This window comes from Agarivorans sp. OAG1 (genome assembly GCF_037076485.1).
GTDB classification, from domain to species: domain Bacteria; phylum Pseudomonadota; class Gammaproteobacteria; order Enterobacterales; family Celerinatantimonadaceae; genus Agarivorans; species Agarivorans albus.
Genome location: NZ_AP028990.1, coordinates 2,988,253 through 3,014,359 on the forward strand (window position 1 = coordinate 2,988,253; position 26,107 = coordinate 3,014,359).

The window sequence follows — 26,107 nt, forward strand, 5'->3', positions numbered from 1 at the left end:
AACTACAGCTCTCCTAGTACCCGCTGTACGGGTTTAAAACTGCGCCGGTGCTCGGCAATAGCACCGTGTTTCTCCAACATTTCAAGGTGTAAGGCCGTTGGGTAGCCTTTATGCTTGGCAAACTGATAATCTGGGTAACGGGCATCTAATTCGACCATTTCTTGGTCTCGTGCCACTTTTGCGATAATTGAAGCAGCACTTATTTCGGCCACCAAACCATCACCTTTTATCACCGCTTGGCATGGGATGCTTAACTGAGGCTCTCGGTTGCCGTCGATCAACGCAAACTCAGGTGTAACGCTCAAAGCCGCAACGGCTCTAGACATAGCCAGCATGGTTGCGTGCAAAATATTCAACTTATCTATTTCTTGAGGAGTTGCCCGGCCTATCGCCCAGGCTATTGCATGCTGCTTAATCTCTTCGGCTAGTACCAAACGTTTTTTCTCAGAGAGCTTTTTGGAATCGTTTAGTCCTGCAATTGCCTGCTTAGGATCAAGGATAACCGCTGCGGTTACCACATCACCCACTAAAGGGCCCCGCCCTACTTCATCGACGCCAGCAAAAACAGAATAACCAGAAGGATAAACAAAAGGCGTCATGACAACTCCAAAAAACGCGTATAAGGAAAACTAACTATTTATTACTTCAATAACCGCTTGCGCTGCTTTGTGGTCAGCATCGCAACGGATTTGTTGGTGCAATTCAGTAAACTTATCGATGAGTTTGCTGTTATCACTTTCAAGTAGGCGACTTAACTCGACCACAATATTGTCGCTGGTACAGTCTTCTTGTACATATTCTTGCACAATCATTTTGTCGGCAAGCAAATTAGGCAAGGCAGCAAACTTGGCATTAACAATTAACTTTGCAATTCGATAAGTCAAAGGCTTAAAACGATAAGCCACTACCATAGGCCGTTTTACTAACATCGCTTCCAGCGTTGCCGTGCCAGAAGCCAATAAAATAGCGTCGGCGGCAGTCATTACGGTGCGAGCTTGTCCGTCGATAACTTTAATATCTAGCTCTGGCGCATGCTCATTGACTAAAGCTTCAAATTGTTCTCGACGGCGCTGATTAACTAAAGGAGCAACCAGCTGTAGATCTGGGTACTGCTCAAGTAATTTTTTAGCTGACTCAAGGAAGACTGGTGTAAGCAAGCCCACTTCGGCATTTCGACTACCAGGCAAAATTGCCAACACCTTTCTGGAGCTATCTAAGCCAAGCTGTTCAATGGCAGGCAATTGGGGGCTTTCAAGAGGAACTTGGTCAGCCAAGGTGTGTCCAACAAACTCACAAGGCACTTCGAAGCGATCATAAAAGGCTTTTTCAAATGGCAAGAAAACCAGAATTTTATTGCAGCCCTCTTTAATTTTGAAAACTCGCTTTTGTTTCCATGCCCAAACGGAGGGGCTAACGTAATGAACAGTTTTAACACCTTTAGCGTGCAGTTTATGTTCTACGCCTAAGTTAAAATCTGGAGCATCAATGCCAATGTAGATGTCTGGTGGAGATTGAATATATTGTTGGAGCAGTTGTTTGCGGATTTTGAGTATACGCGGTAAGCGCCCTAGCACTTCCACTAGCCCCATTACCGACAGCTCTTCCATATCAAACAAGGCCTCACAGCCTTGCTCTTGCATTAGTGGTCCAGCTATGCCGGAAAAGCGCGCATTGGGGTATTGTTGTTTAAGTGCTGAAATTAAACCGGCACCTAAAATATCGCCGGAGACTTCCCCGGCGACGATAGCGATATGCAAATCCGCCTGAGCCATTAGCGAACAATGCCTCGACCATTTTCTTTTAGAAAATCGGCGAACAACTTAACCTCTGGGTATTGCTCAGCAGATAACTCTATCTGGCCTAGGGCTTCCTCTAAAGTATTGCCACTACGGTAAAGCGTTTTGTAAGCTTGGCGAATCGCCTTAATAGCATCTTTACTAAAACCTCTACGCAATAAACCCTCGGTATTAACTGCTACTGGGCGAGCATAGTTACCTACAGCCATCACATAGGGAGGAACATCTTTGTTAACAGCTGCGCAGCCACCTACAAAGGCGTAAGAGCCAACTTTACCAAACTGATGAATCGCCGCTTGACCGCCAAAAATAACGTTATCACCAATAGTGACGTGACCTGCTAAAGTCGCGTTGTTAGCAAAAATACAGCCGTTACCTACAACACAATCGTGGGCAACGTGGGCATTAATCATAAACAAGCAGTTACTGCCAATCTTAGTAATGCTCTGGTCTTGGGTAGTGCCTCGGTGAATCGTCACACTCTCGCGGATAGTATTGTTATCGCCAATTTCTAAATAGGTTTCTTCACCGGCATATTTTAAGTCTTGGCAATCTTCACCTACCGAGGCAAATTGAAAAATGCGGTTATTATTGCCAATTTTAGAGTGGCCTTTAATCACTACATGTGAAGCGATTTGACAGTTCTCACCAATCTCTACGTCACCACGAATAATGGTAAAAGCACCAACTGTAGTGTTGGCACCAATTTTTACATTACCTTCGATGATGGCGCTTGGATGTATACTTGCAGTGCTATCTATCATATTCAGCTCCACTTATTTGTAGGCCCTACGTGCGCACATGATTTCGCCGCTACATACTACTTCGCCTTCTACCTTGGCAACACAGTTAAATTTACCGATGCCGCGACGGTCGCGTAATAATTCAACTTCGAGATGCAATACATCGCCAGGACCAACCGGCTTCTTAAAGCGCGCATTATCGATACCGGCGAAATAGTAAAGCTCGTTGTCGGCTGGCTTAGTGGTAGATTTAAACGCTAGTATTCCGGTACATTGAGCTAGAGCTTCAAGAATCAATACGCCTGGGAAAACGGGTTGTTGCGGAAAGTGACCGGTAAAAAACGGTTCGTTAAAAGTTACATTTTTAATGGCGTGTAGGGTTTTACCTTCTTCAAAATCCAATACCCGGTCTACCAACAAAAATGGGTAACGGTGGGGCAAAAGCTCCATGATATCTTGAATTTCTAAGCGGTTAAGTTGTTTAGTCAAAATCTGTTCCTAGTTTAGTCAGCTTCAGCGCTGTTTTTGCGCTCCAAGCTTACAATGCGTTTATGCATCTCATCTATTTGAGATAGGCGAGCCATTGATTTTCGCCACTGACGATTCGCTTGCGTTGGCATACCTGAAGAATAAGTGCCTGGCTCACTAATTGATTTAGTGACCATTGAGTAACCGGTGATAGTCACTTGGTCGCATATATCGATATGGCCGTTAATGCCAACTCCACCACCAATAATGCAATAGCGGCCAATATTAGTACTACCAGCAATACCAGTAGTACCTGCAATGGCAGTTCCGGTGCCAATCGTTACATTGTGAGCGATATGCACTTGATTATCGATAATCACGTTTGACGCAATTTCAGTATTGTCTAACGCTCCTCGGTCGATAGAGACCGAAGCGCCGATTTCAACTTTATCGCCAATAATCACCGTGCCCAATTGTGGAATTTTCACCCATTGGCCTTGCTTATTGGCATAGCCAAAACCGTCACAACCAACCACCGTGTTGCTTTGAAGCAAACACTGTTGGCCAATTTGAACCTCATGGTAAATGCTGCAATTGGCCCATAATTTTGTCTCTGCACCAATCTTTGCATTTTTACCGACAAAGCAACCCGCTCCAATTTGCACGTTATCACCTAAAACAGCACCGCATTCAATAACTGCATTAGCACCAATAGAGACATTGTTACCAATTTTCGCGCCATCTTCGATAATAGCGGAGGGGTGAATACCGCTTGCGCAAGCTGGGGTAGTATCTAGTAACTGCGCTAATTGGGCATAACTAACATAAGGATCTTCGCTAATTAAGGTATTGCCAGAAAAAGCATCAGCATGGCTTTTAGACAAAATAAGCGCACCGGCCTTACTAGTGGCCAGCATAGGCTTATACTTTGCGTTTGTTAAAAAGCTTATCTCTTGCGCCCCTGCTTTTTCAAAGGGAGCGATGTTTGAAATAACTAGCTCGGGATCACCCTGAAGGGTAAGCCCGAGTTGCTCAGCGATTTGGCCAAGGCTTAGTGTCATATTTACTTACTCTTACTCACTTGTTGAACAACCTGCTTGGTAATATCCAAAGAGTCAGATGCATACGCTGTTGCATCTAAGGGTAATACTAAATCGTAGCCCTGTGCTTTAGATACTTCAACAATTGCGTCTTGAACTTTAATCATCAATTTTTGTTGCTCTTCAGCGCCGCGACGGCGTTGGTCTTCTTCTAAGTTTTTACGCTTAAGTTTGTATTCAGCCTGCATAGTTTCAAGCTGACGGGTAATCTTAGTGACTTCCTGCTGACCTAGCAGCTCGCCATCCTTCTCACGTTTGTCATAAAGACGTTGCATTTCAGCTTCCAAGCCACGAACTTCTTGCACGCGCACTTCAAATTCGTCTTTTAGCGTTTTTTGTAAAGTGTCACGCTGAGGCAATTGTTGAAAAACTTCAGCAATATTAATCACAGCAATTTTGGTTTCTGCTAGCGCACTAAAACTAGGGGTTACGATAGTTGCAGCAAGGGCAACAGCAGCAATTAGTTTTTTCAAAAGATTTACTCCTAAAATCAAAAGTTAAAAAGTTTGGCCAATGTTAAATGAGAAGGCTTCAGATCGATCCCCTTCATAACTCTTAATTGGCTTAGCAAATGAGAATACCAGCGGTCCCATAGGAGAGAACCATTGAATAGACACACCTACTGAGGCTCGAATTCGGTCCGGTGATGAATAATCACCAAAACGGTCACAATACCTAATACATTGCATTTGACTATAACGTTCATAATCAAACTCGGTATCCCAAACAGTACCGAAGTCTATAAAGGCAGTAGTACGAACTTGACGAATATAGGCTTCATCAAGAAATGGTGTTGGGAAGATAAGCTCTGCTGAACCTACCGCCAAAGCGTTACCGCCCACAGAGTCGTCAGACGCAGTAACATACGAACTACCATTATTATCTACTAAATAAAGCGCTCGTGGGCCGACGGTATTTGAACGGAAACCACGTAAGGTAGAATAACCACCGGCATAAAAGTTTTCGAAGAAAGGCAGAATTTGGTCATTACCTTCAAGCTGACCATAACCGTTGCCGTAGCCAACTTTACCTCTTACTGCAAAAGCCCAATCGTGGTTGGTGGTAATAGGGAAGAAGTGACGCGTGTCAAAGCTCATCTTAAAATACTGAATATCTGAGCCAGGAATGGTTATCTTAGTATCGAACTTCTGCGAAGAACCCGCTGTTGGCATAGAACCATTGTTTAGAGTGTTGCGGCTCCAACCCAAGGTTGTATCTAAAGAACCAAAGGTTAAAGATCCATCATCATTTCGGTGTGGGGCATAAATATCCCAAAACTGTTGGATCTGTGCATAAGCATTTAACTGCGAAATTTTGTTTTGCTCTAGGCCTAAGCTTACGCTCAAACGGTTGTACTCGTTAACAGGGAAACCAAGGGTGCCGCGTAAACCAATTGTTTCGTTGTTATAGTCTACAATATCGGCTTTTGACGCTTCAAAGTCGGTGTAGTAGAAACGGCCACCAAAACTCACCCCGTCTTTAGTAAAGTAAGGGTCAGTAAAGTTCACATCAAAATTCTTAGAGTATTTGTTGGTGCTTACATTAATACCTGCTCGGTTACCGGTGCCCAAGAAGTTGTCTTGCTGTACACCAGCTGACAAGCTTAAGCCTGATTCGGTACCAAAGCCCACGCCAGCATTAAACGAACCCGAAGGTTGCTCTTTAACAGTAAAATTGACATCCACTTGATCATCAGAGCCAGGAATTTTCACTGTCTCTACATCAACCGTTTCAAAGAAACCCAAACGGCTTAAGCGGGCTCTTGATTGCTCAACTAAGCGGCTTGATAACCAAGTACCTTCCATTTGGCGCATCTCTCGACGCAGTACTTCGTCTTTGGTGATAGTGTTGCCGCTCACGTTGATTCGGCGAACGTAAACTCGATTACCAGGATCTATATTGATGTTAAGAACTACTGTTTTATCTTCATCATTAATTACTGGGAAAACATTAACTTGAGGATAGGCGTAGCCATAGCGCCCCAAGAATTTGGACAGCAATTCTTCAGTTTTAGTGACTTCAGCACCGCTATAAGTGTCTCCTTGATTAATGCTCACTAAGCCATTTAACTCAGCGCTCTTATCCAGCAAGTTACCCGCTAACTCGACTTTCTCTACTGTGTAGATCTCACCTTCATCAACGTTAATGGTGATGTAAATACCTTTCTTATCGGGCGTTAAAGCAACTTGAGTGGAATCAACTTTAAAGCGGATATAACCGCGATCATAGTAAAAGCTATTAATGGTTTCCAAGTCACCGGCTAGCTTTTGTTTTTGATACTTTTGGTCAGCGAGTACATTCCACCAAGGGGCACTATCGGTGAGCGTCATACGTTTAATTAGCTCACCAGATGAAAACTTTTGGTTACCGATAATGTTAATTTGTTCAATTTCTGCAGACAAACCTTCTTGGAAATTAAACTTCAAATCAACTCGATTGCGCGGCAAGGGCGTTACAATCGCTTTAACCCGCGCACTGTACTTACCCACGCTGTAATAGAAGTCTTCAAGACTTTTTTCAATATTACGAAGATTAGTTTTATCTAAGGGCTCGCCTATTTTGATGCCCGATGAACGTAAAGACTCTTCGAGTTGTTCGGTCTTGATGTCTTTATTGCCAGAATACTCGATATTGCTAACGGTAGGCCTTTCAAGAACTTTGAATACCAATGCATCGCCGTCGCGGAAAACTTGAACGTCTTCGAAGTTACCACTGCGATACAAGCGCTTAATGCTGTCACTAACTTGAGAACTGTCTACCTCATCGCCAATACGTAAAGGTATTTGCAATAACGCGGCACCCAACGATACCCGTTGTAATCCCTCGATCCGAATATCTGCAACAGTAAACGCCGAATTTCCAGCGGCGAGAGTCGTTCCGGAGATGCAGGCTAGTAAAAGTCCAACAACCAACTGCTTTTTGAACATAAGAAAAAAGAACGTCCTATTTAATTGTTATAAGCGCATAAAATCATTAAAAATAGCAAGGCTCATCAAAGCCATCACTAACACTGCACCAATCCTAAATCCAATTTCCTGCACACGCTCTGACACGGGTTTACCAGTTATGCCCTCAATGGCAAAAAATACTAGGTGGCCACCATCTAGCACTGGCAAGGGAAACAAATTAATAATGCCTAAGTTAATACTCACCAAGGCAACAAAACCTAAAAAATAAACCAAGCCGTAGTCGGCGGTAGCTCCAGCACCTTTAGCGATAGATATTGGACCGCTAAGGTTATCTAATGAAACCACGCCTGTCACCAATTTACCGATCATAGATACGGTCAATTTGCTTAAATGCCAAGTTCGTTCGAGAGATTTGCCAAACGCATCAAAAAAACCGTAATGCAAATCAATTCTATACTTTTCTGGGAACTCGGATACTTCAGGCGCTAAGCCCACATAACCGCTTTCTTTCCCTTGGTATTCTCTGGCTTCAGGAGTCATGGTTAGCTGTACAGGGCTACCAGAACGCTCCACATCAACAACAATTGACTGATGCGGCCTAGCCTGAACATAAGTAACAAAATCTTGCCAAGAAGCGAGACTAACGCCATCTAGTGCTACCAGCTTATCGCCTTCTAACAAACCGGCCTCTGCAGCAGGTTTACCAGCAACTACCTTGGCAACGTTCATCGAGATGCTTGGGCTGAATGGTTGTAGGCCTAAACTAATAATCGGGCTTTGCTGCTCACTGTCCAACTGCCATTGACGAATGTCTAAATAAGCTATTTGAGTTTGTTGGGTCTCGGTGTCTTGCACTTCCACGGCCATCGACTCATTACCAAGCTGGCTAACCAAGGCTAAGTTAACGCTTTCCCAATCCAGCGTTTTCTGGCCGTCAATCATGATAATCTCGTGACCCGAACGAAGGCCCGCTTGCTCAGCAATGCTGTTAGGTGCAACGCCACCTAGAACCGGTTTGACCGAAGGAACGCCAATAATAAACATCAGCCAGAAAGCTAATATAGCCAACAAGAAGTTAGCAATAGGACCAGCCGCGACAACCGCACTGCGCTGACCCAATGTTTTATTATTAAAGGCTTGAGAGCGAAGCTCGGCAGGCACTTCGGCAACTCGTTCATCGAGCATTTTTACGTAGCCACCAAGCGGGATCATTGCCACTACATATTCAGTACCATCTTTGGCAGTTCTACGCCAAAGCGCTTTACCAAAACCTATTGAGAAACGCTCTACTTTAACGCCACAACGACGGGCAACCCAAAAGTGGCCAAACTCATGCACCGTTACCAAGATGCCTAGGGCAATAATAAAAAAGCTGGTGTTCCAAATCACTTCGTTCATGCACAGATCCTTTTAACCGCTGCATCAGCATGCATTCGCGCCCTTTGGTCGACCTCTAGTAAAACTGAAAGTTCAGTTTCGGCGCCCATATAACTCTGTTTATCCAAGCAAGTGGCGACAACTTCGGCAATCTGAGTAAATTTTATCCGTTCCGCCAAAAAAGCCTGTACGGCAACTTCGTTAGCCGCATTTAAGCAAGTTGTAGCAGTTTGGCTGTCATAACAGGCATCGATAGCCAATTTCAAACAAGGGTATTTGGCGTAATCAGGTGGAATAAAGCTCAATTCGCCAATGCTGAAGAAATCCAAAGCCTCTACCCCAGAAACCTGCCGTTGTGGGTATGCCATCACATGGGCGATTGGTGTAGCCATATCCGGTTGGCCCATTTGCGCCAACACTGACCCATCACAGTACTGCACCATAGAGTGAATAATTGACTGAGGATGGATGATTACATCAATTTGATTAGGCTGAGTATTAAATAAGCGCTTAGCTTCAATATACTCTAAACCTTTGTTCATCATGGTGGCTGAATCTACCGAGATCTTTTGCCCCATCGACCAATTTGGATGTGCGCAAGCTTGCGCAGGGGTTACCGACGACAAGCTGGCCAACTCGGTGTATCTAAAAGGCCCACCAGAACCGGTAAGCAAAATTTTACTTACGCCAGCCTCAGACAAATTACAATAACCAAGTTGCTGTTGAACTTGTTCCGGCATACATTGGAATATAGCATTATGTTCACTATCAACCGGTAGTATTTGAGCACCGCTTCTTTGCGCTGCTTCCATAAAGATAGCGCCGCTCATTACCAAAGCCTCTTTATTAGCCAACAACACTGTTTTACCAGCCTCTACAGCAGCTAACGTAGGTAATAATCCAGCAGCGCCAACAATTGCAGCCATCACCAATTCAACTTCAGTGGCTTTAACCAGATCAGTAATGGCGTTGCTGCCGCTAGGTACCTCTACTTTAAGAGACTCCGCTTCAATCGCTTCACGTAATTTTTGATTACTAGATTCATCGGCCATTAGTGCATATTGAGGTGAGAACTCACGACAAATATCCAACATAGCGCTTAGGTTTTTGCCACCAGTCACACCAAATAAAGCAAAGCTCTCAGGGTTTTCACGGATAACTTTAAGGGTACTGCTACCAATCGATCCGGTGGCGCCAAGAATAACCAATTGCTTGCTCATCAAGGGCTACATCCAATGAAGGAAGAAAAAAGCAAATACCGGCATCGCTGCAGTCATGCTGTCAATGCGATCAAGCAGGCCGCCATGGCCAGGAAGCAAACTACCACTGTCTTTTATTCCGGCTTGACGCTTAAACATGCTTTCAACCAAATCACCCACTACCGAGGCTAAAACGGTAAATCCACTGGCTATCACCAATACCCACTCTTTGCCTTGTGGTATGTCTAAAAAGATAAATGCGCCCAAAGTAACCAACGCCGCAACCGCAAAGCCACCTAGCAAACCTTCAATGGTTTTCTTCGGGCTAACATTTTTAGCCAACTTACGTTTACCAAAACGTTTACCGGCAAAGTATGCCCCGGTATCTGCGGCCCAAACTAGCAGCAATACGTAAAGCACCCAAGCACCACCAACGGTTGGATTATTCGGGTCTACTGAGCGTAAAAAGACTAAAGACCAAAAGAATGGAAGTAGCACTACCAGCCCAACCAACAGCTTAAAAACGCTGCTGTTGTGCCAAAACGTCGCCGAATGAGGATAGCTGGAGAGCAAATACAAACTACTTAGCCACGCAGCTACAGCAAGGCCCAGCATGGCGCTAAACCAAATTGAATGTGCCAAACTGTCTAGCGGGAGTTGCCACAAGCTAAAACCAAAAACCAAAGCAAAAACAACAAAAAAGCTCAAACGCTTTGAACCTTGGTCAGACACCACTCTCGCCCACTCTCTGGCTGCTAACACCAGCACTAATGCAAACACCACCGCTAAGCCAAACAGTGGTAACATGAAAATTGCAGCTAGGGCCAAAGGCGCTAATATCAGCGCCGTTATGATTCTTTGCTTAAGCAAAATGATCCTCATTTTTTTGATTATCTATCAACAAAGCTTGTACCTGTTCCCCAGTACAACCAAAGCGACGCTCGCGGCTAACAAATGCAGCAATGGCCTCGCCAAATGCATCTTCGTCAAAATCTGGCCACAACACATCACTAAAGTAAAGCTCTGCATAAGCGGTTTGCCATAGCAAAAAGTTACTAATTCGGTGATCGCCACCGGTACGGATTAATAAATCCACATCGCCAACCGTATCACTGTCCATTAATGCCGAGATATGCTCTTCGCTAATATCTTGCGCATCTAAGTGTCCTTTTTTAACTTGCTCTGCAAGTTGTTGGCTAGCGTTTACAATGTCCCAACGACCGCCGTAGTTAGCCGCAATATTTAGCACCAAACCATCATTTGTCGCAGTTTCATTTTGAGCAATGGCAATACGCTTTTGCAATTTTTCGCTAAAGCGAGAAGTATCACCAATTATTCTTAGTTGTACATTATTGTTTTTCAGTTTTTTAACTTCTCGTTGCAAAACTGTCAAAAACAAGTTCATTAAGCTTGACACTTCTTCTTCTGGACGTCGCCAGTTCTCGCTGCTAAAGGCGAACAAGGTTAATGACTTTACGCCAAGCTGGGTGGCAAAACTTACAGCCCGCCTTACAGACTTCACCCCTGCTTGATGGCCAAACATGCGCAATTTACCGCGTTGCTGAGCCCAACGCCCGTTGCCATCCATAATGATGGCAACGTGCTTTGGCATAGCATCTTTTACGGCTAACTGCTGCGCTTCAGGTAAGGTCATAATTCACTACTCTTACTTACAAAAAAAAACCGTGTAACAAGACACGGCTATTTTCAATCGTTGAATCGATTAAACTTCCAGCAATTCAGCTTCTTTTGCGGCTAATGCTTCATCAACTTGCTTAACGGCTGCATCAGTGATTTTTTGAATTTCGTCTTGTGCACGACGATCATCATCTTCACCAATTTCTTTTTCTTTAAGCAGTTCTTTTACATCGCTGTTGGCATCACGACGAATGTTACGAATAGCCACACGTGCTTGTTCTGCTTCCGCGCGAACAATCTTAATTAAGTCGCGACGGCGCTCTTCAGTTAACATTGGTAATGGAATGCGAATTAGCGTACCAGCAGAAGAAGGGTTTAGGCCCAAATCTGAACTCATAATGGCTTTTTCAACTGCGCTAATGAGGCTAGCATCAAAAACGGTTACGGTTAGCGTACGCGAGTCTTCAGTTGATACATTACCAACTTGCTTTAACGGCGTGTCTACGCCGTAATATGGCACCATAATCCCGTCTAGCAGACTTGTGTGGGCGCGGCCTGTTCGAACCTTAGACATTTGAGACTTCAAAGACTCAATGCTTTTACCCATGCGTGTTTGAGCATCTTGTTTGATTTCGTTAATCACGATAACTATCCCTACTCTGTTTCTGTTTTATTTGATACGTGACAGATAGTGGTGCCTTCATCTGCGCCCATAACAACATTCTTTAAACTGCCAGGTTTGTTCATGTTAAATACACGAATTGGCAAGTTATGGTCTCGCGCTAAAGTGAATGCAGCTAAATCCATCACTTTTAATTCTTTGTCTAGTACTTCAGCGTAATCCAGCTCACTGTATAAAGTGGCTGCAGGGTCTTTTACAGGGTCAGCGGTAAATACGCCGTCTACTTTAGTGCCTTTAAGCACTGCTTCAGCTTCAATCTCAATGCCACGTAAACACGCTGCAGAGTCTGTTGTGAAGAAAGGATTACCCGTACCCGCTGAAAAAATAACAACTTTACCGGCTTTAAGATTGCTAATAGCATCTGCCCAGTTGTAAGAATCACACACGCCATTTAGCTCAATGGCCGACATCAAGCGCGCGTTCACAAAATTTCTATGTAATGCATCACGCATAGCTAAGCCGTTCATCACGGTTGCTAGCATGCCCATGTGGTCGCCCACTACACGGTTCATACCTGCTTTTGCAAGGCCTTCGCCTCGAAACAGGTTACCACCACCAATAACTAGCCCAACTTGGATACCTAATTCTACTAACTCTTTAATTTCAAGAGCCATACGGTCCAATACTTTAGGGTCAATACCAAAACCTTCATCACCCATTAGGGCTTCACCTGAAAGTTTTAAAAGAATGCGACGATATGCAGGTTTAGGATTGGTGCTCATAGCGATGATGATCTCTCTTATCTAGAAATACAAGAAGGTTGCGGCATGATACCGCAACCTGAAGAACAACTAAAATTACTTTTTAGCTGCGGCGATTTGTGCAGCAACTTCTGCAGCAAAATCTTCTTCTTTCTTCTCAATGCCTTCGCCAACTTCTAGGCGAATGAAACCAGCAACAGAAGCACCTTTCTCTTTCAAGATAGCGCCAACAGTTTTCTTAGGCTCCATGATGAATGCTTGACCAGTTAATGAGATTTCACCGGTGAATTTCTTCATACGGCCAGTCACCATTTTCTCGGCGATCTCAGCTGGTTTGCCTTCGTTCATAGCAATTTCGATTTGTAGCTTTTTCTCTTTTTCTACAACGTCGGCTGGTACGTCTTCAGGAGATAAAAACTCTGGCTTAGAAGCAGCAACGTGCATTGCAACGTGCTTAAGAGTTTCAACATCAGCTTCACCTGTTACAGCAACACCAATGCGCTCACCGTGACGGTAAGAAGCAATTGGAGCACCGTCTAAGTACTCAACGCGACGAATTGAGATATTTTCACCGATTTTAGCAACCAGTTGAACACGCTCTTCTTCGAAGTTTGCTTTCAAAGTTTCGATGTCAGTTTTTTCTGCAGCTGCAGCTTCAGCTACTTTTTCAGCGAACGCTGTAAAGTTGCCATCTTTAGCTACAAAGTCAGTTTGACAGTTAACTTCTAGTAGGGCTGCAAAACCAGCGCCTTCTTTAATAATAATCGCGCCGTCAGCTGCAATGTTGCCCGCTTTTTTAGCCGCTTTAGCAGCACCGCTCTTACGCATATTATCAATCGCTAACTCGATGTCACCATCAGTTTCAGTCAACGCTTTTTTACAATCCATCATGCCTGCGCCGGTACGGTCGCGCAGTTCTTTTACTAGGGCAGCAGTAATTGCCATTTGTTTGATCCTCGACTGTTTATCGGATAAAACTCAGGGGACAAGCTTGTCCCCTGCTAATCATCAAGCTTACTCAGTATAAATGCAGTTTATTGCATTTAATTACTCAGCAGCTTCCTCTACGAAACCATCTTCTTCAGCTTGTACTACGATGTCGTCTTGACGACCTTCGATAACAGTATCAGCAGCTGCGCCAAGGTACAATTTAATTGCACGGATAGCATCGTCGTTACCAGGAATGATGTAATCAACACCGTCTGGTGCAGAGTTAGTATCAACTACAGAGATAACTGGGATACCTAGGTTGTTTGCTTCGCGAATAGCGATGTGCTCGTGTTCAGCATCGATTACAAACAATACGTCTGGTAAACCGCCCATGTTTTTGATACCGCCAAGGCTTTTCTCAAGCTTTTCCATTTCGCGAGTACGCATAAGCGCCTCTTTCTTGGTTAGCTTTTCGAAAGTACCGTCTTGGCTTTGAGCTTCTAGATCTTTTAGACGCTTGATAGATTGACGAACTGTTTTCCAGTTAGTCAACATACCACCTAACCAACGGTGGTTTACGTAGAATTGATCTGAACGAAGTGCTTCAGTTTTGATGGTGTCACCAGCAGCGCGCTTAGTACCAACAAAAAGAACTTTACCTTTCTTAGATGCAACTTTCTTAAGAACAGACATTGCATCATTAAACATAGGTACAGTTTTTTCTAAGTTAATGATATGAACTTTGTTACGAGCACCAAAAATGAAAGGCTTCATTTTTGGGTTCCAGTAACGAGTTTGGTGACCAAAGTGTACGCCTGCTTGAAGCATATCGCGCATTGAAACGTTTGCCATTATAATTTCCTCAAATGGGGTTAGGCCTCCACACATCCCATTTTACCGACCAGACTAAATTGCCCAGCACCCCGGAAAACGTGACGATGTGTGTGTGTGTTTAAAATATAAATATTTAATTTATGTAAGCATCCACGCTAATTCGAAAACTAGAGTAATGACTTACGGCGCGCTTTATACCATAAATAGCAATATTGATAAAGCTAAGGCTAAACTTTTCGTTAATTTTTCTAGCTACTACAACTCCCCTCGCCCTTACGGTAAACTAGCGGCAAAACCAAGGTAAACACTCAACTATTAGTACTCATGAGCATAGTAATAAAAACCCCTGAACAAATTGAAAAGATGCGCGTTGCTGGTCGTCTAGCGGCTGACGTTCTCACCATGATCGCCCCTTATGTTAAGGTTGGCATTAGCACCGATGAACTTAATCAACGCTGCCATGACTACATAGTAAACGAGCAAGGTGCTATTCCTGCGCCACTAGATTACCATGGCTTTCCTAAATCAATCTGTACCTCGGTAAACGATGTGGTATGTCATGGCATTCCATCTAGCACCCATATTTTGCAAGATGGCGATGTAATCAATATCGATATCACCGTAATAAAAGACGGTTATCACGGCGATACCTCCAAAATGTTTTTAGTCGGCAATGCCTCACCTGCCGATAAACTGTTATGCCGCGTGACTCAACAAGCGCTCTACCAAGCCATTAAAGTGGTAAAACCTGGCAATAAAGTCAGCGACATTGGTAATGCAATTCAAAAATACTTGAAAAAAGGCAACTATCGCTACGGCATTGTCGACAACTTTTGTGGCCATGGTATTGGCGAAGGTTTCCATGAAGATCCACAAATCATGCATTACCGCAACAACGACCGAACAGTATTAAAAGCAGGCATGTGCTTTACCATTGAACCGATGATCAACCAGGGCAAAAAAGGCAACTGGGTTGACGAAGAAGATGGCTGGACAGCGCGCACCAATGACGGCAAAAACTCTGCTCAGTGGGAGCACACGCTGTTAGTCACTAATGACGGTGTTGAGGTGTTAACACTTCGTGACGAAGAAGACTTACCACGTATTATTAAACACTAACCAACGGGTCTTAGAGGTATAGTCATGGAAACGACGTTAGCAGCACCGCCTTTGCCCTGCGTAGAAGAGATATCGCTTAAAAGTAGTAAGCGATATCTAGACGAACTGCAAGAGTACTTAGCAGATCAGTTCAATCAGGGCGTGCATGTCGTTGAGTTAGTGCAGTTGCGCTCTCAACAAATGGACTTGTTACTTAACTGTTTGTGGAAGCATTTTGGTTTAGCCGATCACCCAGAGCTCTCGTTGCTTGCCGTAGGTGGTTATGGCCGTGGCGAACTACACCCTCGTTCAGATATCGACATTCTTATTCTCACTCGAGAGCAAGTTAAACCAGCAATAGCAGACAAAATATCAGCATTTATTACCTTACTGTGGGATATACGCTTAGATGTAGGCCAAAGTGTTCGCACGCTCAAAGAGTGTTTAGAGCTAGGTCTAGAAGACATTACTATTGCCACCAACTTGCAAGAGTCACGTTTGCTGTTTGGTGATAAAGCGCTATATCAAGAGCTCTGTATGGCCGTTTGCGCCGACAGTTTTTGGCCTAGCGAAGCTTTTTTCCGCGCCAAAAAGGACGAGCAACTAAGTCGTCACCGCCAATACAAAGGTAATGCGTACTCCTTAGAGCCAGACATTAAAGCCAACCCTGGCGGCTTACGAGATATTCAAACGATTTGTTGGGTAGCCGGCCGCCATTTTGGCAGCAGCGATTTAGATGAACTCACCAAACAAAACTTCCTTACTCTAGCAGAGTGTAGAGAACTTCAAGATTGTCGAGATTTTTTGTGGCGAGTGCGTTTTGCGCTGCATATTCACTTGCCTAAAAGTGATGACCGTTTGTTATTTGATCGCCAGTTAGCAGTCGCTCAATCACTGGGTTATAGCGGTGAGCACAATGCGCCCGTTGAGCGCTTAATGAAGCACTTCTTCCAAACGGTGCGTCGAATTTCTGAATTAAATGAAATGCTACTGCAGCTCTTCGATGAGGCGATCCTTGGTAACACCGCCATGGATGTTCAGCCAGTCGATGAAAACTTCATGCTACGTGGCAACCTAATTGATAGCGCGAATGGCCAGCTGTTTTTAGAGCAACCTGAACAAATTTTGGTGATGTTTTTACACATTGCCGATAATCCGAAGATTACCGGTATTTACTCAGCAACCTTGCGCCAGTTACGCGAAGCAAGACGCCGACTAACCCATTGGTTGCAAGATATACCAGAGTGTCGCCGCTACTTTAGACGCCTTATTAAACATCCTAACGTGACTGGGCTACCGCTGACCTTAATGCACCGCTATGGGGTTTTATCAACCTATTTTCCTGCTTGGAGCCGCATTGTTGGTCAGATGCAATTTGATTTATTCCATGCTTTCACAGTTGATGAACATACCCATCGCCTGATTAACAAAATTCATTCGTTTAATGATGAAAAAACCAAAGAGGTTCACCCTCTTTGTTGCCAAGTATACCCGCGTTTAGAGAGACCTGATTTACTGGCTTTAGCAGCCATTTTTCATGATATTGCTAAAGGACGCAAAGGCGATCACTCAACCTTGGGTGCGGTAGATGCCGAAGAGTTCTGTTTGGCTCATGGATTTAGTAAACCCTCCGCTCGCACCGTAGCGTGGCTAGTTAAGCACCACTTATTGATGTCGGTAACCGCTCAACGCCGCGATATTTATGATCCTGAAGTGATAACCGAATTTGCTAAGGTTGTACGTGATCAACGCCACCTAGACATGTTGCTTTGTTTAACGGTAGCAGATATTTGCGCAACCAATGACGATACCTGGAACAGCTGGAAGCGAACCTTATTAAGCGAACTTTATAATTCGACACAAAAAGCCTTACGAAGAGGCTTGGAAAACCCGGTCGATATTCGTGGGGTGATTAGAGATAAGCAGAAGAAAGCCATTCAGCAATTAGAACTTAAAGGCTATTCAGAAGAGCAAGTGCGCGGCTTATGGCAGCGTTTTAGGGCCGACTACTTTCTGCGCCACACTCCTCAGCAAATTGCTTGGCACAGCGACCACTTATGGGGCCACAGTGAAGACCAGCCTTTAGTATTGGTTAGTCGCCGCGCAACTCGCGGCGGCACAGAGATATTTATCCATTGCCAAGACATACCGCATTTATTTGCATCAGTAGCCGCTGAACTAGATCAAAAGAATTTGAATATTCATGATGCGCAGATCATGTCGAGCCGTGATGGTTTTGTACTTGATACCTTTGTGGTGCTCGATCATGAGGGCGAACCTCTCTCACTAGAGCGCGGTATTTTACTGCAACAAACATTGGCCGAAAAGCTCCATGTTGCTGCGCCAATTGATTTAAAACAGCGCCGTGTGCCACGCCAAGTGCAGCAGTTCTCTATCGCACCTCGTGTAGAGTTTTTGCCCACTAAAGGTAATCGAACCTTGATTGAAGTTGTCGCCTTGGATAAGCCTGGTTTATTGGCTAAAATTAGCGCCGTATTTCAATCCTTTAATTACACGATTCACGCAGCTAAAGTCACCACCATTGGTGAGAAAGCAGAAGATTTCTTCAGTATTAGTAACTGTGAACGTGAAAAGCTAAGTCCAGAGCAAAAGCAGCAGCTTAAGAGCATTTTGGAACAAGCACTCAAACAATAATATTTAGCAAGCTCAACCACTATTTTGGAGACAACTATGTCTAAAGACTTTTTTAGTTACGCCGTTGGTGTGGGAAGTAAAAACGCAAATGGCCAATGGCTAGAAGTTTTTTACCCTGCTCCGGTTTTAAACCCAAGCGAAGCAGAAGTATCAGGCCTAACTAAAGGTTTAGATTACAACAATGGAAAACAAGACATTGAACTAGACGATGCAGCATTGAACGTGCTAATCGCTAATGCTGAAGCTCTAGGTTTAACAGCGCAAGTAACAGCGCTTAACGCTTTATTAGGCAGCAAACAGCCTCGCGTTTTATGTTTACTAAGCCAAGATGATGCAGCAGCCTCAACTCCCGAAGCTTACCTTAAACTGCACCTACTCTCTCACCGTTTAGTTAAACCTCACGGTACCGATTTAAGTGGCATCTTTGCAGTACTCCCTAACGTCGCGTGGACGAACCAAGGTGCTATTGATCTAGCCGAGTTACCAGCCCGCCAGTTAGAAGCCCGCGCTAAAGGTGAATTACTACAAGTTACTTCTGTAGATAAGTTTCCGAAAATGGCTGACTACGTGGTACCAAGTGGCGTGCGCATTGCAGCAACTTCACGCGTGCGTCTAGGTGCTTACATCGGCGAAGGCACTACAATTATGCACGAAGGTTTCTGTAACTTTAATGCAGGTACTGCAGGCACTAGCATGATCGAAGGCCGTATCTCTGCTGGAGTATTTGTAGGTAAAGGCTCTGATTTAGGTGGTGGTTGTTCAACCATGGGTACTCTGTCAGGCGGTGGTAACATTGTTATCGCAGTAGGTGAAGAATCGCTAATTGGTGCAAACGCTGGTACTGGCATCCCACTAGGAGACCGCTGTACCATTGAGTCTGGCCTATACATAACCTCGGGTACCAAAGTAGTACTAATAGACGAAAACAAGCAACAAGCAGGCACCATTAAAGCCCGTGAGCTTGCAGGTAAATCAGATCTGCTATTCCGCCGTAATAGCCTTACTGGCGCAATCGAATGTTTAACCAACAAAACAGCGATTGCCTTAAACGAAGAGCTACACGCACACAACTAAGCTAAAACGGCTCAAGTTACTACGGTAGCTTGGGCCTACTTTCCCTCTTTAATTCCTCCACATAAAAAGCCCACTAGTTCACACTCCTTCTAGGCGTAATGAGCTATGCTGCAATATACAGGCTCTGCAGAACAATGCGGCGGCGACTGTTTCTAGCACTAGAATGACAATTCGTTATGAAGGAAATTGTATGTACAAAAATCTAAAAAGCATTGGCATTACCAATCCAAGCGACATTGAACGTTACAGCCTCCGCCAAGAAGCCAATTCTGATACGCTCAAGATTTACTTCCATAAGGAAAAAGGTGACTTTCTCACCCGCAGTGTAAAATTCAAATATCCAAGGCAGAAAAAAACGGTACTCATTGATGGTGGTCGCGGCACTTACAAAGACACTACTGAAATAAATGCTAACCTACGCTTTATCGTAGAAGAACTGGATAAAATTACTCGCAGAGACCAACAAGAAAAAGATACCAAACAACAAGTGCTTTCTGAGTTAAGACATTTGGAAAAGGTAGTATCTAATAAAATTGCAGAAATTGAGGCTAAACTAGAACGTTTATAAAGCTAAAAGCAGACACAAAAAAGGAGGCTTAAGCCTCCTTTTTAACACTTACACTAAACCTAAACGGTTGCTAGGTAAGATTCCATATCAGTTTTCAAGTTGTCTGACTTAGTACCAAAGATAGCTTGAACACCTTGGCCAGCAACTACTACACCAGCTGCACCTAAGCTCTTAAGCTTTGGTTGGTCAACAGATTCTACCGACTTAACCTGAATACGTAAGCGAGTGATACAAGCATCTAGGCTAACAATGTTAGCTTTACCGCCAAACGCTTCTACTAGGTTCTTAGACATTTCGTCTTCAGATACCGGAGCTGCAGCACTAGCAGACTCGTCTTCGTCTTCACGGCCTGGGGTTTTAAGGTCTAATTTAGCAATAACCACACGGAATACAGTGTAGTAAACAGCTGCATAACCTAAACCAATTACAGGGAATAACCAGAACTTCTGAGCATTAGTAGATAGAACGATGAAGTCAATTAAACCGTGAGAGAATGATGTACCGTGAACCATACCCAAAGAGTTTGTAATAACAAATGCTAAACCAGCAAGTAGTGCGTGAATTACGTAAAGAACAGGAGCAACAAATAGGAATGCAAATTCAATAGGTTCGGTAATACCTGTTAGGAATGAAGTAAGCGCAGCCGAGATCATGATACCGCCAACTTTAGCGCGGTTCTCAGGTTTAGCAGCATGCCAAATGGCAATTGCCGCAGCAGGTAAGCCGTACATCTTAAACATGTAGCCACCAGCTAGTTGACCAAAGCCATTACCCGCAGCGCGAGTAGCTTCATCTGCTTGTAGGTAACAGGTTAAAACGCCGTTAGCCACTTCGCCAGCAGCCGTTTTACACTGACCAGCTTCAAAGAAGAACGGTACATTCCATACATGGTGTAAACCAAATGGAATTAATGAACGTTCAACAATGCCATAAATACCAAAGGCTAGCGTTGGGTTTTGCTCTGCTGCCCAGTGAGAGAATGCTGCGATACCACTACCAATAGGAGGCCAAATAAACGCTAGTAGCACACCTAAGAAAATAGTTAGGAAGCCAGTGATAATTGGCACACTGCGCTTACCCGCAAAGAAACCTAGATAGGCAGGCAGTTGAATGCGGAAGAAGCGATTGAATGCCCAACCGGCAACAGCACCCGCTAAAATCCCACCAAGCACACCAGTATTGATCGTTTCAACGTCCATTATAGGCGCCATAACGGTCAATGTTTTTTCCATAATGGTGAAGCCAACAATAGCCGCTAATGCTGCGACACCATCGTTGTTGGTAAAACCTAAGGCAACACCTACGGCAAACAACAATGCCATGTTACTGAATACAGCATCACCTGCGTTCATCATCAATTGAGATACGATATGCGGCATCCAACTGAAGTCTGCAGCGCCGACTCCCAATAAAATACCCGCAACAGGTAGTACTGATACTGGTAGCATCAGTGCCTTACCTACCTTTTGCGCTTGTGCAAACAAATTTCCAAACATAGTGAGCTCCTAGGGGCTGATAGTAAACTAAATAAAGCCTTAGCCATTTTCCTTCAAAAGGCCAATTTTTAAGCGGCTTAAATATAATTATTTTGATGTTGCCGCTAAATTCGTTTTCTTACGATTTCAGGGCCTTAGTTTAGGCGGGTACGGAATAGAAAAATGCGATTTGGCACAAGTTAAACCTCACTTTTTGTAACACTTTGTAACACTTAATTTCAATTCAGATAAAAATGCCGCATCGAGTAACCATTTCGTTTTATTCACCTTCTAGCTCCCCATAAATTAACAAGCTACTAGCTTCTCCCAAGATGCACACCAAAAGCATATAAAACCAAACTCTCAGCCAATGCAAGAATAAAAAACCACCAAACAAACAGCAAAAAGCACAAGAAAGGGTTTTCACACTGCAACTGTGAGTTTCCTCACACGACAAACTACAAAACTACTGAGACAATGCCTTCGACATAATGTTCCGCAGGAATTGGAATTTACAGAACAGGGTGCTTATTTATGTCCTAATTTGGAAATTAATACACATAAGGTTTATGTAATGAAATTAAAAACACTTTCGATCGCAGTAGCATCAGCCGCGATGTCAACTCAAGCAATTGCCGCAACACCAGAATTTAACGGTTACATGCGTTCAGGAATTGGCGCCACCGGTTCAGGCGGCGAGCAAATGTGCTTCCAAGCCGACGGCTCACCATATAAGCACCGTTTGGGTAACGAATGTGAAACCTATGCTGAAATCGCATTATCTGCGCCTTTGTATGAAGAAGGCAACAAAGCAATGGGTGTACATACCCTACTTGCTCACTCTGTAGATCAACGTAACGATTGGGAAGAAAGCCCTTCTGCAGTGCGCGAAATGTACGTTTCTGGCCAAAACATGGTTGAATCTTTCGAAGGTTCAAACCTTTGGGCTGGTAAGCGTTTTTACCAACGTCGTGACGTTCACCAAATTGATTACTACTACTTAGCAAATGCTGGTGCAGGTGCTGGTATCGAAAATATCGATGTTGGCTTTGCTAAGCTTTCTGCTGCATGGGTTCGTAATACTTCTGAAGCATTATTTGATGCCAACATTGCCGGCTCTGGCCAAACTATGGCTGATTTCTCTGGTAACAACTTAGATTTACGCCTAGACGGCATCTCTACCAACTCAAACGGCGAGTTGAGCTTAGTAGGTATTTACGGCATGTACTCTGAAGCGGCCGACCAAGATTTCAACATCGAAAACCAAAAAGACAACGGCGTGTTCGTGATGGCTGAGCACACTCAAGGTGATTTCTTTGGTGGCTTTAACAAGTTCTCTGTATCTTACGCAACAGACGCTATGGCGGGTATCGGCGCAAGTGGACAACTTCGCGGATTTGGCTACGAAAATATGGCTGACGAAGGTGATGATCCGGTTTACCGCACCGACAGCAATGAAGGCAGCTGGTACCGCTTATTAAACTGGGGTGTGGTTGATTTAGGTGAGTCAACAGCCATGTCTTACGTAGTTAACTACGAAAACTACGATAAAGATGATAACAAAGGCTCTACCTTGTTCACTGTTGGTGTTCGTCCTCAGTACAACTGGAGCAATAACCTATCTACTATCTTAGACCTAGGCTACGATGTAGTTGAATTCCAAGATGCTGCTAAAGCTAATGGTAGCGAAGATAACAAGCTAGCTAAAGTAACTATTGCCCAGCAGTGGCAAGCTGGTCCAAATGTATTTGCACGCCCAGCTCTTCGTGCATTTGCTACTTACGCAAAATCAGACCAATACATCTCTCGTGACTCTAGCTCGAAAGATGAAGTAACCTTTGGTTTCCAAGCCGAAGCTTGGTGGTAAACACCAAACAATAAAAATGCCTATTTTTAGCCCTCGTAAAGAGGGCTTTTTTATTGCTAGTAAGTCTCTCACCCTCACTCCCCCCCAAAAAATGCTCTCATCGATAAGCCTCGTAAAATAGCAACACTGATTAACGCAAAGAATTATGCGAACTGCCTTTTTGACTGAGCCCAGATAAGCCTTTCCCCACTCTACTCACCGCACAAAATGTTTTACTAAGGCCACAACAACTAAACATATCTAGCACACACCGTTTATACTGGATAGCTAGCAACAAAAAAGCCAGCTTAACGCTGGCTTAATATCAAACGAAAAGAAACCTTATTTGTTTTTCACAGCTTCAATAAAAGTATTTCTTGCGGAGCGTGAGCCTGCGTATTCTGCTTCTTCAACCAATTTAAGCGCTTTCTCTACTTCATCATTGTTAATCATGTCTTCAATTAACTTATTGTAAAAAGCCTCTGTTTCAGGAAGCATCGCTTTTTTAAGGGTTCTATTATCAGTGCCGCTTGAATTTGTTGATGAAACGGCCACGGCTGCTCCAGCGGAGCTTGCTGCTGCCACGGTTCCCTGACTAGAGGGAGAAGGAAGAGGCTCTTCTTTATTCCCACCAAACCAAGCTTGATCAGAAAAAACCGAAGAGTTGGCAGAGTTGAATGTCATATTCACCATTCCCATAGCAGAATGTGGAATTAGTGGATCAGGTAGACCTGGATCAGCTTTAGCCTGAGCTTTAGCATATGTCCTAGCTGGGTGCACAATTTGAGTCTCATCGCTCAATGATTGATCTGTTGTATATACAATCATGTAGCGCTCACGCTCTTCTGGTAAGCCCGACGCCAAGCGGATCTTAAAAGTAGCCGCTAACATATTGGGCTTAAAGTGCTTAGCCTCTACATACTTAAAAAAATCAGCGGGCAATACTCTTAATACTTCAAAATTCTCATTTAATAAAGCAACTGTGGGAGCAAATACAGTTTCACCAATCTGCGCTTCTAGCGTAATAGGAATGTCTTCGCCCAGATCAGGCAACTTATAAGCTAATACAAAACTTTTTCCCGTATTGAACTGAAATGCTTGACGATTTTGGTCTATTGCTTCTTCAGCTTGGTAGTTATAACTAGTGGCTTTATAGCTGATATCTTGAAAACTATTACAACAAACTGGTGCCGAGTCTAATGTACGCCCTGTAACAAGGGTATCGGCGTATAGGTACCGAGTATCAGCTCCTCCGCTTAGCATAGAGCTATCTGAGCCAGAGCTACACGCTGTCAAACCTATCATTGAAGTTAGAACTACTACACCAAGTTTCGTTCTCATTACTACCTCCTCAAAACTAAAAGACCCTTAAAATATTCTATTTTAAGGGTCTTGACTAGCGTTCTAACTATTTAAGTTAAAAAGCAGTGTTTACCACCAAGCTTCAACTTGAGCGCCGTACATAAGGTCATTTTTCTCTTGAGCCATGTCGCCACCGAACTTCGCTACGAAGATACGGATTTCAGGACGTGCCCAGAAACCACCTTTCTCTTGAAGAGGAGACCAAGCTTGAGCTAATGCAACCTTGTTAAGGTCAGCACTTTCGCTCATCCATGGGTCTTCTGCATTGTAGTATGCAGCTTCAAGGATTGTGCTCATGGTGTTGTTCCACAAGTAACGAGGACGTATTGTTACGCCGTAACGAGTACCATCGCTCTTGTTGTTATCACCCGCGTCGTCTTGATCAAGTTGCGAGTAAAAAGCAGACCAACCCATATCTACATTGCTACCAAATTTAACCACACCGTGGTCAATGATACGCCATGATTTACGACCTAAGTCACCGCCACCACCGATGTTGTATGAATCACCTAAATGGTTGTTCATACCGTAACCAGACCAACCGTAGCCTTCAGTAGAGTACTGAGCAACTAACTTGTTGAAGCCACCAGGTAGACCAACAGCCCACTCAGCAGTTAACTGAACACCAGTTTTGTCGTTGTAGCTGCCATCAGTTTGAGCATCTTCTTGAGCATCACTTAGGTTAGCTTTACCACCCATAGCGATTAAATCAATAGAACCTAAACCAATATCAATACCGCTTAAACGAACGTCTAATTGAGGAGTTGAAGTGTAAGGTTGGCTATCGTCACCACCTACATCATGCCATTTGTTATGACGTACAGCTACACCCAAACGAGCGAAGCCTAGGTCAATGCTATCAACACCAGCACCGTAACCAGAACCGTTTACGTAGTACCAGTCGTTGATGTGTACATCTTTACGACCGTAGTAACGGTTACCAGCCCAGATTTCTGTGCCACTAGCCATAGTGTACTTAGCGTAAGCTTCACGGAAAGATAGACGCTGACCAGACCATGGGTCTGAAGCTTCGCCTACGCCCTGCCAAGAGTTACCACGTTGGTCAGTGTTACCTTCTTGAGTACCGTAAGCAACTAAAGTGTGAATAGAGAACTTTTCACCAGTGTTACGTTCTACAACGTTTTGGCTCAATGCTAACTCTGCGTAAGTATCACACTCATCACCTAAACGACCAACAACGTGAGCGTTAGGGCCACCATCACCATAACAGTACTGTGAACCACCATCAGCGTTCAAGCCGAAGCCAGCACGGAAGTAACCGTTGAAATCAAGAGCGAATGCGCTTGAAGAAATTGTTGCCGCAGTAACTGCAACAGCAAGTGTTTTCAGTTTCATAATCCTTTCCTTTTCCTTTAGAACTACTAAGTCCCTTACCTTATTTAGTAAGAGCCAGCGGTGCATTTGTAAGTGTGCTTATATCCGCTAACTGAGATGGATTATAGGGAGCCTATTTCCAGACAACTTTGAACTAGCTCACAGAATGATTTTTCTGAAAATCGCTTGAAAACAAGGGTTTCATGGGTGAAAACAAGGTGTGGATCACATCATCCAATGACCATAAGAAAAGCCTTGAAAATGCTTTCAATCACAAAGAAAAGGCTTTCAGTAGGTTAATTACTAAAAAAAACCAA

At 44.0% G+C, this 26,107-nt stretch carries 23 protein-coding genes; 5 read left to right on the forward strand and 18 right to left on the reverse strand.

From position 1 onward, the window contains the following. Positions 1 to 2: 2 nt before the first annotated feature. The 15 genes from rnhB to rpsB all read right to left on the reverse strand — a co-directional run bounded on the left by rnhB (position 3) and on the right by rpsB (position 14,395). Positions 3 to 599: a ribonuclease HII gene (gene rnhB / locus OAG1_RS13645; protein WP_338621675.1), complete on the reverse strand. Its 597-nt coding sequence runs from the start codon at positions 597 to 599 to the stop codon at positions 3 to 5. Positions 600 to 629: 30 nt separating this feature from the next. Then, entirely contained in the window at positions 630 to 1,772 is a 1,143-nt protein-coding gene (gene lpxB, locus OAG1_RS13650) for a lipid-A-disaccharide synthase (RefSeq protein ID WP_338621676.1), read from the reverse strand. Then, complete coding sequence (lpxA, locus tag OAG1_RS13655) at positions 1,772 to 2,560, reverse strand: acyl-ACP--UDP-N-acetylglucosamine O-acyltransferase (protein WP_338621677.1); 789 nt, start codon at positions 2,558 to 2,560, stop codon at positions 1,772 to 1,774. The genes lpxB and lpxA overlap by 1 nt, the downstream gene beginning before the upstream one ends. Before the next feature lie 12 nt (positions 2,561 to 2,572). After that, positions 2,573 to 3,028, reverse strand: a complete 456-nt coding sequence (gene fabZ / locus OAG1_RS13660) for a 3-hydroxyacyl-ACP dehydratase FabZ (RefSeq protein ID WP_016401175.1) — start codon at positions 3,026 to 3,028, stop codon at positions 2,573 to 2,575. 14 nt (positions 3,029 to 3,042) lie between these two features. Further along, entirely contained in the window at positions 3,043 to 4,068 is a 1,026-nt protein-coding gene (lpxD, locus tag OAG1_RS13665) for a UDP-3-O-(3-hydroxymyristoyl)glucosamine N-acyltransferase (RefSeq protein ID WP_338621678.1), read from the reverse strand. Between the two features lie 2 nt (positions 4,069 to 4,070). Beyond that, positions 4,071 to 4,580: an OmpH family outer membrane protein gene (locus OAG1_RS13670; protein ID WP_016401177.1), complete on the reverse strand. Its 510-nt coding sequence runs from the start codon at positions 4,578 to 4,580 to the stop codon at positions 4,071 to 4,073. A 24-nt stretch (positions 4,581 to 4,604) separates the two neighbouring features. Then, complete coding sequence (bamA, locus tag OAG1_RS13675; protein ID WP_016401178.1) at positions 4,605 to 7,034, reverse strand: outer membrane protein assembly factor BamA; 2,430 nt, start codon at positions 7,032 to 7,034, stop codon at positions 4,605 to 4,607. 27 nt (positions 7,035 to 7,061) lie between these two features. Then, a complete protein-coding gene (gene rseP / locus OAG1_RS13680) occupies positions 7,062 to 8,414 on the reverse strand; it encodes a sigma E protease regulator RseP (protein WP_338621679.1) in 1,353 nt (450 codons plus the stop codon). Beyond that, on the reverse strand, positions 8,411 to 9,613 hold the full coding sequence (ispC, locus tag OAG1_RS13685) for a 1-deoxy-D-xylulose-5-phosphate reductoisomerase (protein ID WP_338621680.1): 1,203 nt from the start codon (positions 9,611 to 9,613) through the stop codon (positions 8,411 to 8,413). The genes rseP and ispC overlap by 4 nt, the downstream gene beginning before the upstream one ends. A gap of 6 nt (positions 9,614 to 9,619) precedes the next feature. After that, a complete protein-coding gene (locus OAG1_RS13690) occupies positions 9,620 to 10,462 on the reverse strand; it encodes a phosphatidate cytidylyltransferase (protein WP_338621681.1) in 843 nt (280 codons plus the stop codon). Continuing rightward, positions 10,455 to 11,246 (reverse strand): polyprenyl diphosphate synthase, encoded by a 792-nt coding sequence (gene uppS, locus OAG1_RS13695; protein ID WP_338621682.1) that lies wholly within the window; start codon positions 11,244 to 11,246, stop codon positions 10,455 to 10,457. The genes OAG1_RS13690 and uppS overlap by 8 nt, the downstream gene beginning before the upstream one ends. 69 nt (positions 11,247 to 11,315) lie before the next feature. Next, positions 11,316 to 11,873: a ribosome recycling factor gene (gene frr, locus OAG1_RS13700; protein WP_016401183.1), complete on the reverse strand. Its 558-nt coding sequence runs from the start codon at positions 11,871 to 11,873 to the stop codon at positions 11,316 to 11,318. Positions 11,874 to 11,884: 11 nt separating this feature from the next. Further along, positions 11,885 to 12,634: a UMP kinase gene (gene pyrH, locus OAG1_RS13705; protein ID WP_040307020.1), complete on the reverse strand. Its 750-nt coding sequence runs from the start codon at positions 12,632 to 12,634 to the stop codon at positions 11,885 to 11,887. A gap of 75 nt (positions 12,635 to 12,709) precedes the next feature. After that, positions 12,710 to 13,558: a translation elongation factor Ts gene (gene tsf / locus OAG1_RS13710; protein ID WP_016401185.1), complete on the reverse strand. Its 849-nt coding sequence runs from the start codon at positions 13,556 to 13,558 to the stop codon at positions 12,710 to 12,712. Positions 13,559 to 13,660: 102 nt separating this feature from the next. Continuing rightward, the gene (gene rpsB, locus OAG1_RS13715; RefSeq protein ID WP_016401186.1) at positions 13,661 to 14,395 is read right to left on the reverse strand and encodes a 30S ribosomal protein S2; all 735 of its coding nucleotides are present in this window, start codon (positions 14,393 to 14,395) and stop codon (positions 13,661 to 13,663) included. A 306-nt stretch (positions 14,396 to 14,701) separates the two neighbouring features. Here rpsB and map point away from each other — a divergent pair, with 306 nt between their 5' ends. From map to OAG1_RS13735, 4 genes are all read left to right on the forward strand, one after another. Next, on the forward strand, positions 14,702 to 15,496 hold the full coding sequence (map, locus tag OAG1_RS13720; protein WP_338621683.1) for a type I methionyl aminopeptidase: 795 nt from the start codon (positions 14,702 to 14,704) through the stop codon (positions 15,494 to 15,496). A gap of 24 nt (positions 15,497 to 15,520) precedes the next feature. Then, positions 15,521 to 18,130 carry a bifunctional uridylyltransferase/uridylyl-removing protein GlnD gene (glnD, locus tag OAG1_RS13725; RefSeq protein ID WP_016401189.1) on the forward strand — a complete coding sequence of 870 codons (2,610 nt, stop codon included), beginning with the start codon at positions 15,521 to 15,523 and terminating at the stop codon, positions 18,128 to 18,130. A gap of 36 nt (positions 18,131 to 18,166) precedes the next feature. Further along, complete coding sequence (dapD, locus tag OAG1_RS13730; protein WP_338621684.1) at positions 18,167 to 19,204, forward strand: 2,3,4,5-tetrahydropyridine-2,6-dicarboxylate N-succinyltransferase; 1,038 nt, start codon at positions 18,167 to 18,169, stop codon at positions 19,202 to 19,204. Positions 19,205 to 19,394: 190 nt separating this feature from the next. Further along, positions 19,395 to 19,772 carry a DUF3461 family protein gene (locus tag OAG1_RS13735; RefSeq protein WP_016401191.1) on the forward strand — a complete coding sequence of 126 codons (378 nt, stop codon included), beginning with the start codon at positions 19,395 to 19,397 and terminating at the stop codon, positions 19,770 to 19,772. A gap of 59 nt (positions 19,773 to 19,831) precedes the next feature. On the opposite strand, the gene ptsG is transcribed toward OAG1_RS13735, so the two are convergent. Beyond that, on the reverse strand, positions 19,832 to 21,268 hold the full coding sequence (gene ptsG, locus OAG1_RS13740) for a PTS glucose transporter subunit IIBC (protein ID WP_152779264.1): 1,437 nt from the start codon (positions 21,266 to 21,268) through the stop codon (positions 19,832 to 19,834). Between the two features lie 553 nt (positions 21,269 to 21,821). Here ptsG and lamB point away from each other — a divergent pair. Further along, on the forward strand, positions 21,822 to 23,114 hold the full coding sequence (gene lamB, locus OAG1_RS13745; RefSeq protein WP_040307021.1) for a maltoporin LamB: 1,293 nt from the start codon (positions 21,822 to 21,824) through the stop codon (positions 23,112 to 23,114). Between the two features lie 321 nt (positions 23,115 to 23,435). Here lamB and OAG1_RS13750 read toward each other — a convergent pair whose 3' ends face one another. Next, on the reverse strand, positions 23,436 to 24,434 hold the full coding sequence (locus tag OAG1_RS13750) for a MalM family protein (RefSeq protein WP_338621685.1): 999 nt from the start codon (positions 24,432 to 24,434) through the stop codon (positions 23,436 to 23,438). 90 nt (positions 24,435 to 24,524) lie between these two features. Then, entirely contained in the window at positions 24,525 to 25,811 is a 1,287-nt protein-coding gene (locus OAG1_RS13755; RefSeq protein ID WP_016401195.1) for a carbohydrate porin, read from the reverse strand. Positions 25,812 to 26,107 lie beyond the last annotated feature (296 nt).

Coding starts and splice junctions, on each gene's coding strand:
- rnhB (WP_338621675.1), bottom strand. CDS start 599: ATGACGCCTTTTGTTTATCCTTCTGGTTATTCTGTTTTTGCTGGCGTC.
- lpxB (WP_338621676.1), bottom strand. CDS start 1,772: ATGGCTCAGGCGGATTTGCATATCGCTATCGTCGCCGGGGAAGTCTCC.
- lpxA (WP_338621677.1), bottom strand. CDS start 2,560: ATGATAGATAGCACTGCAAGTATACATCCAAGCGCCATCATCGAAGGT.
- lpxD (WP_338621678.1), bottom strand. CDS start 4,068: ATGACACTAAGCCTTGGCCAAATCGCTGAGCAACTCGGGCTTACCCTT.
- bamA (WP_016401178.1), bottom strand. CDS start 7,034: ATGTTCAAAAAGCAGTTGGTTGTTGGACTTTTACTAGCCTGCATCTCC.
- rseP (WP_338621679.1), bottom strand. CDS start 8,414: ATGAACGAAGTGATTTGGAACACCAGCTTTTTTATTATTGCCCTAGGC.
- ispC (WP_338621680.1), bottom strand. CDS start 9,613: ATGAGCAAGCAATTGGTTATTCTTGGCGCCACCGGATCGATTGGTAGC.
- uppS (WP_338621682.1), bottom strand. CDS start 11,246: ATGACCTTACCTGAAGCGCAGCAGTTAGCCGTAAAAGATGCTATGCCA.
- pyrH (WP_040307020.1), bottom strand. CDS start 12,634: ATGAGCACCAATCCTAAACCTGCATATCGTCGCATTCTTTTAAAACTT.
- tsf (WP_016401185.1), bottom strand. CDS start 13,558: ATGGCAATTACTGCTGCCCTAGTAAAAGAACTGCGCGACCGTACCGGC.
- rpsB (WP_016401186.1), bottom strand. CDS start 14,395: ATGGCAAACGTTTCAATGCGCGATATGCTTCAAGCAGGCGTACACTTT.
- map (WP_338621683.1), top strand. CDS start 14,702: ATGAGCATAGTAATAAAAACCCCTGAACAAATTGAAAAGATGCGCGTT.
- glnD (WP_016401189.1), top strand. CDS start 15,521: ATGGAAACGACGTTAGCAGCACCGCCTTTGCCCTGCGTAGAAGAGATA.
- dapD (WP_338621684.1), top strand. CDS start 18,167: ATGTCTAAAGACTTTTTTAGTTACGCCGTTGGTGTGGGAAGTAAAAAC.
- OAG1_RS13735 (WP_016401191.1), top strand. CDS start 19,395: ATGTACAAAAATCTAAAAAGCATTGGCATTACCAATCCAAGCGACATT.
- ptsG (WP_152779264.1), bottom strand. CDS start 21,268: ATGTTTGGAAATTTGTTTGCACAAGCGCAAAAGGTAGGTAAGGCACTG.
- lamB (WP_040307021.1), top strand. CDS start 21,822: ATGAAATTAAAAACACTTTCGATCGCAGTAGCATCAGCCGCGATGTCA.
- OAG1_RS13750 (WP_338621685.1), bottom strand. CDS start 24,434: ATGAGAACGAAACTTGGTGTAGTAGTTCTAACTTCAATGATAGGTTTG.
- OAG1_RS13755 (WP_016401195.1), bottom strand. CDS start 25,811: ATGAAACTGAAAACACTTGCTGTTGCAGTTACTGCGGCAACAATTTCT.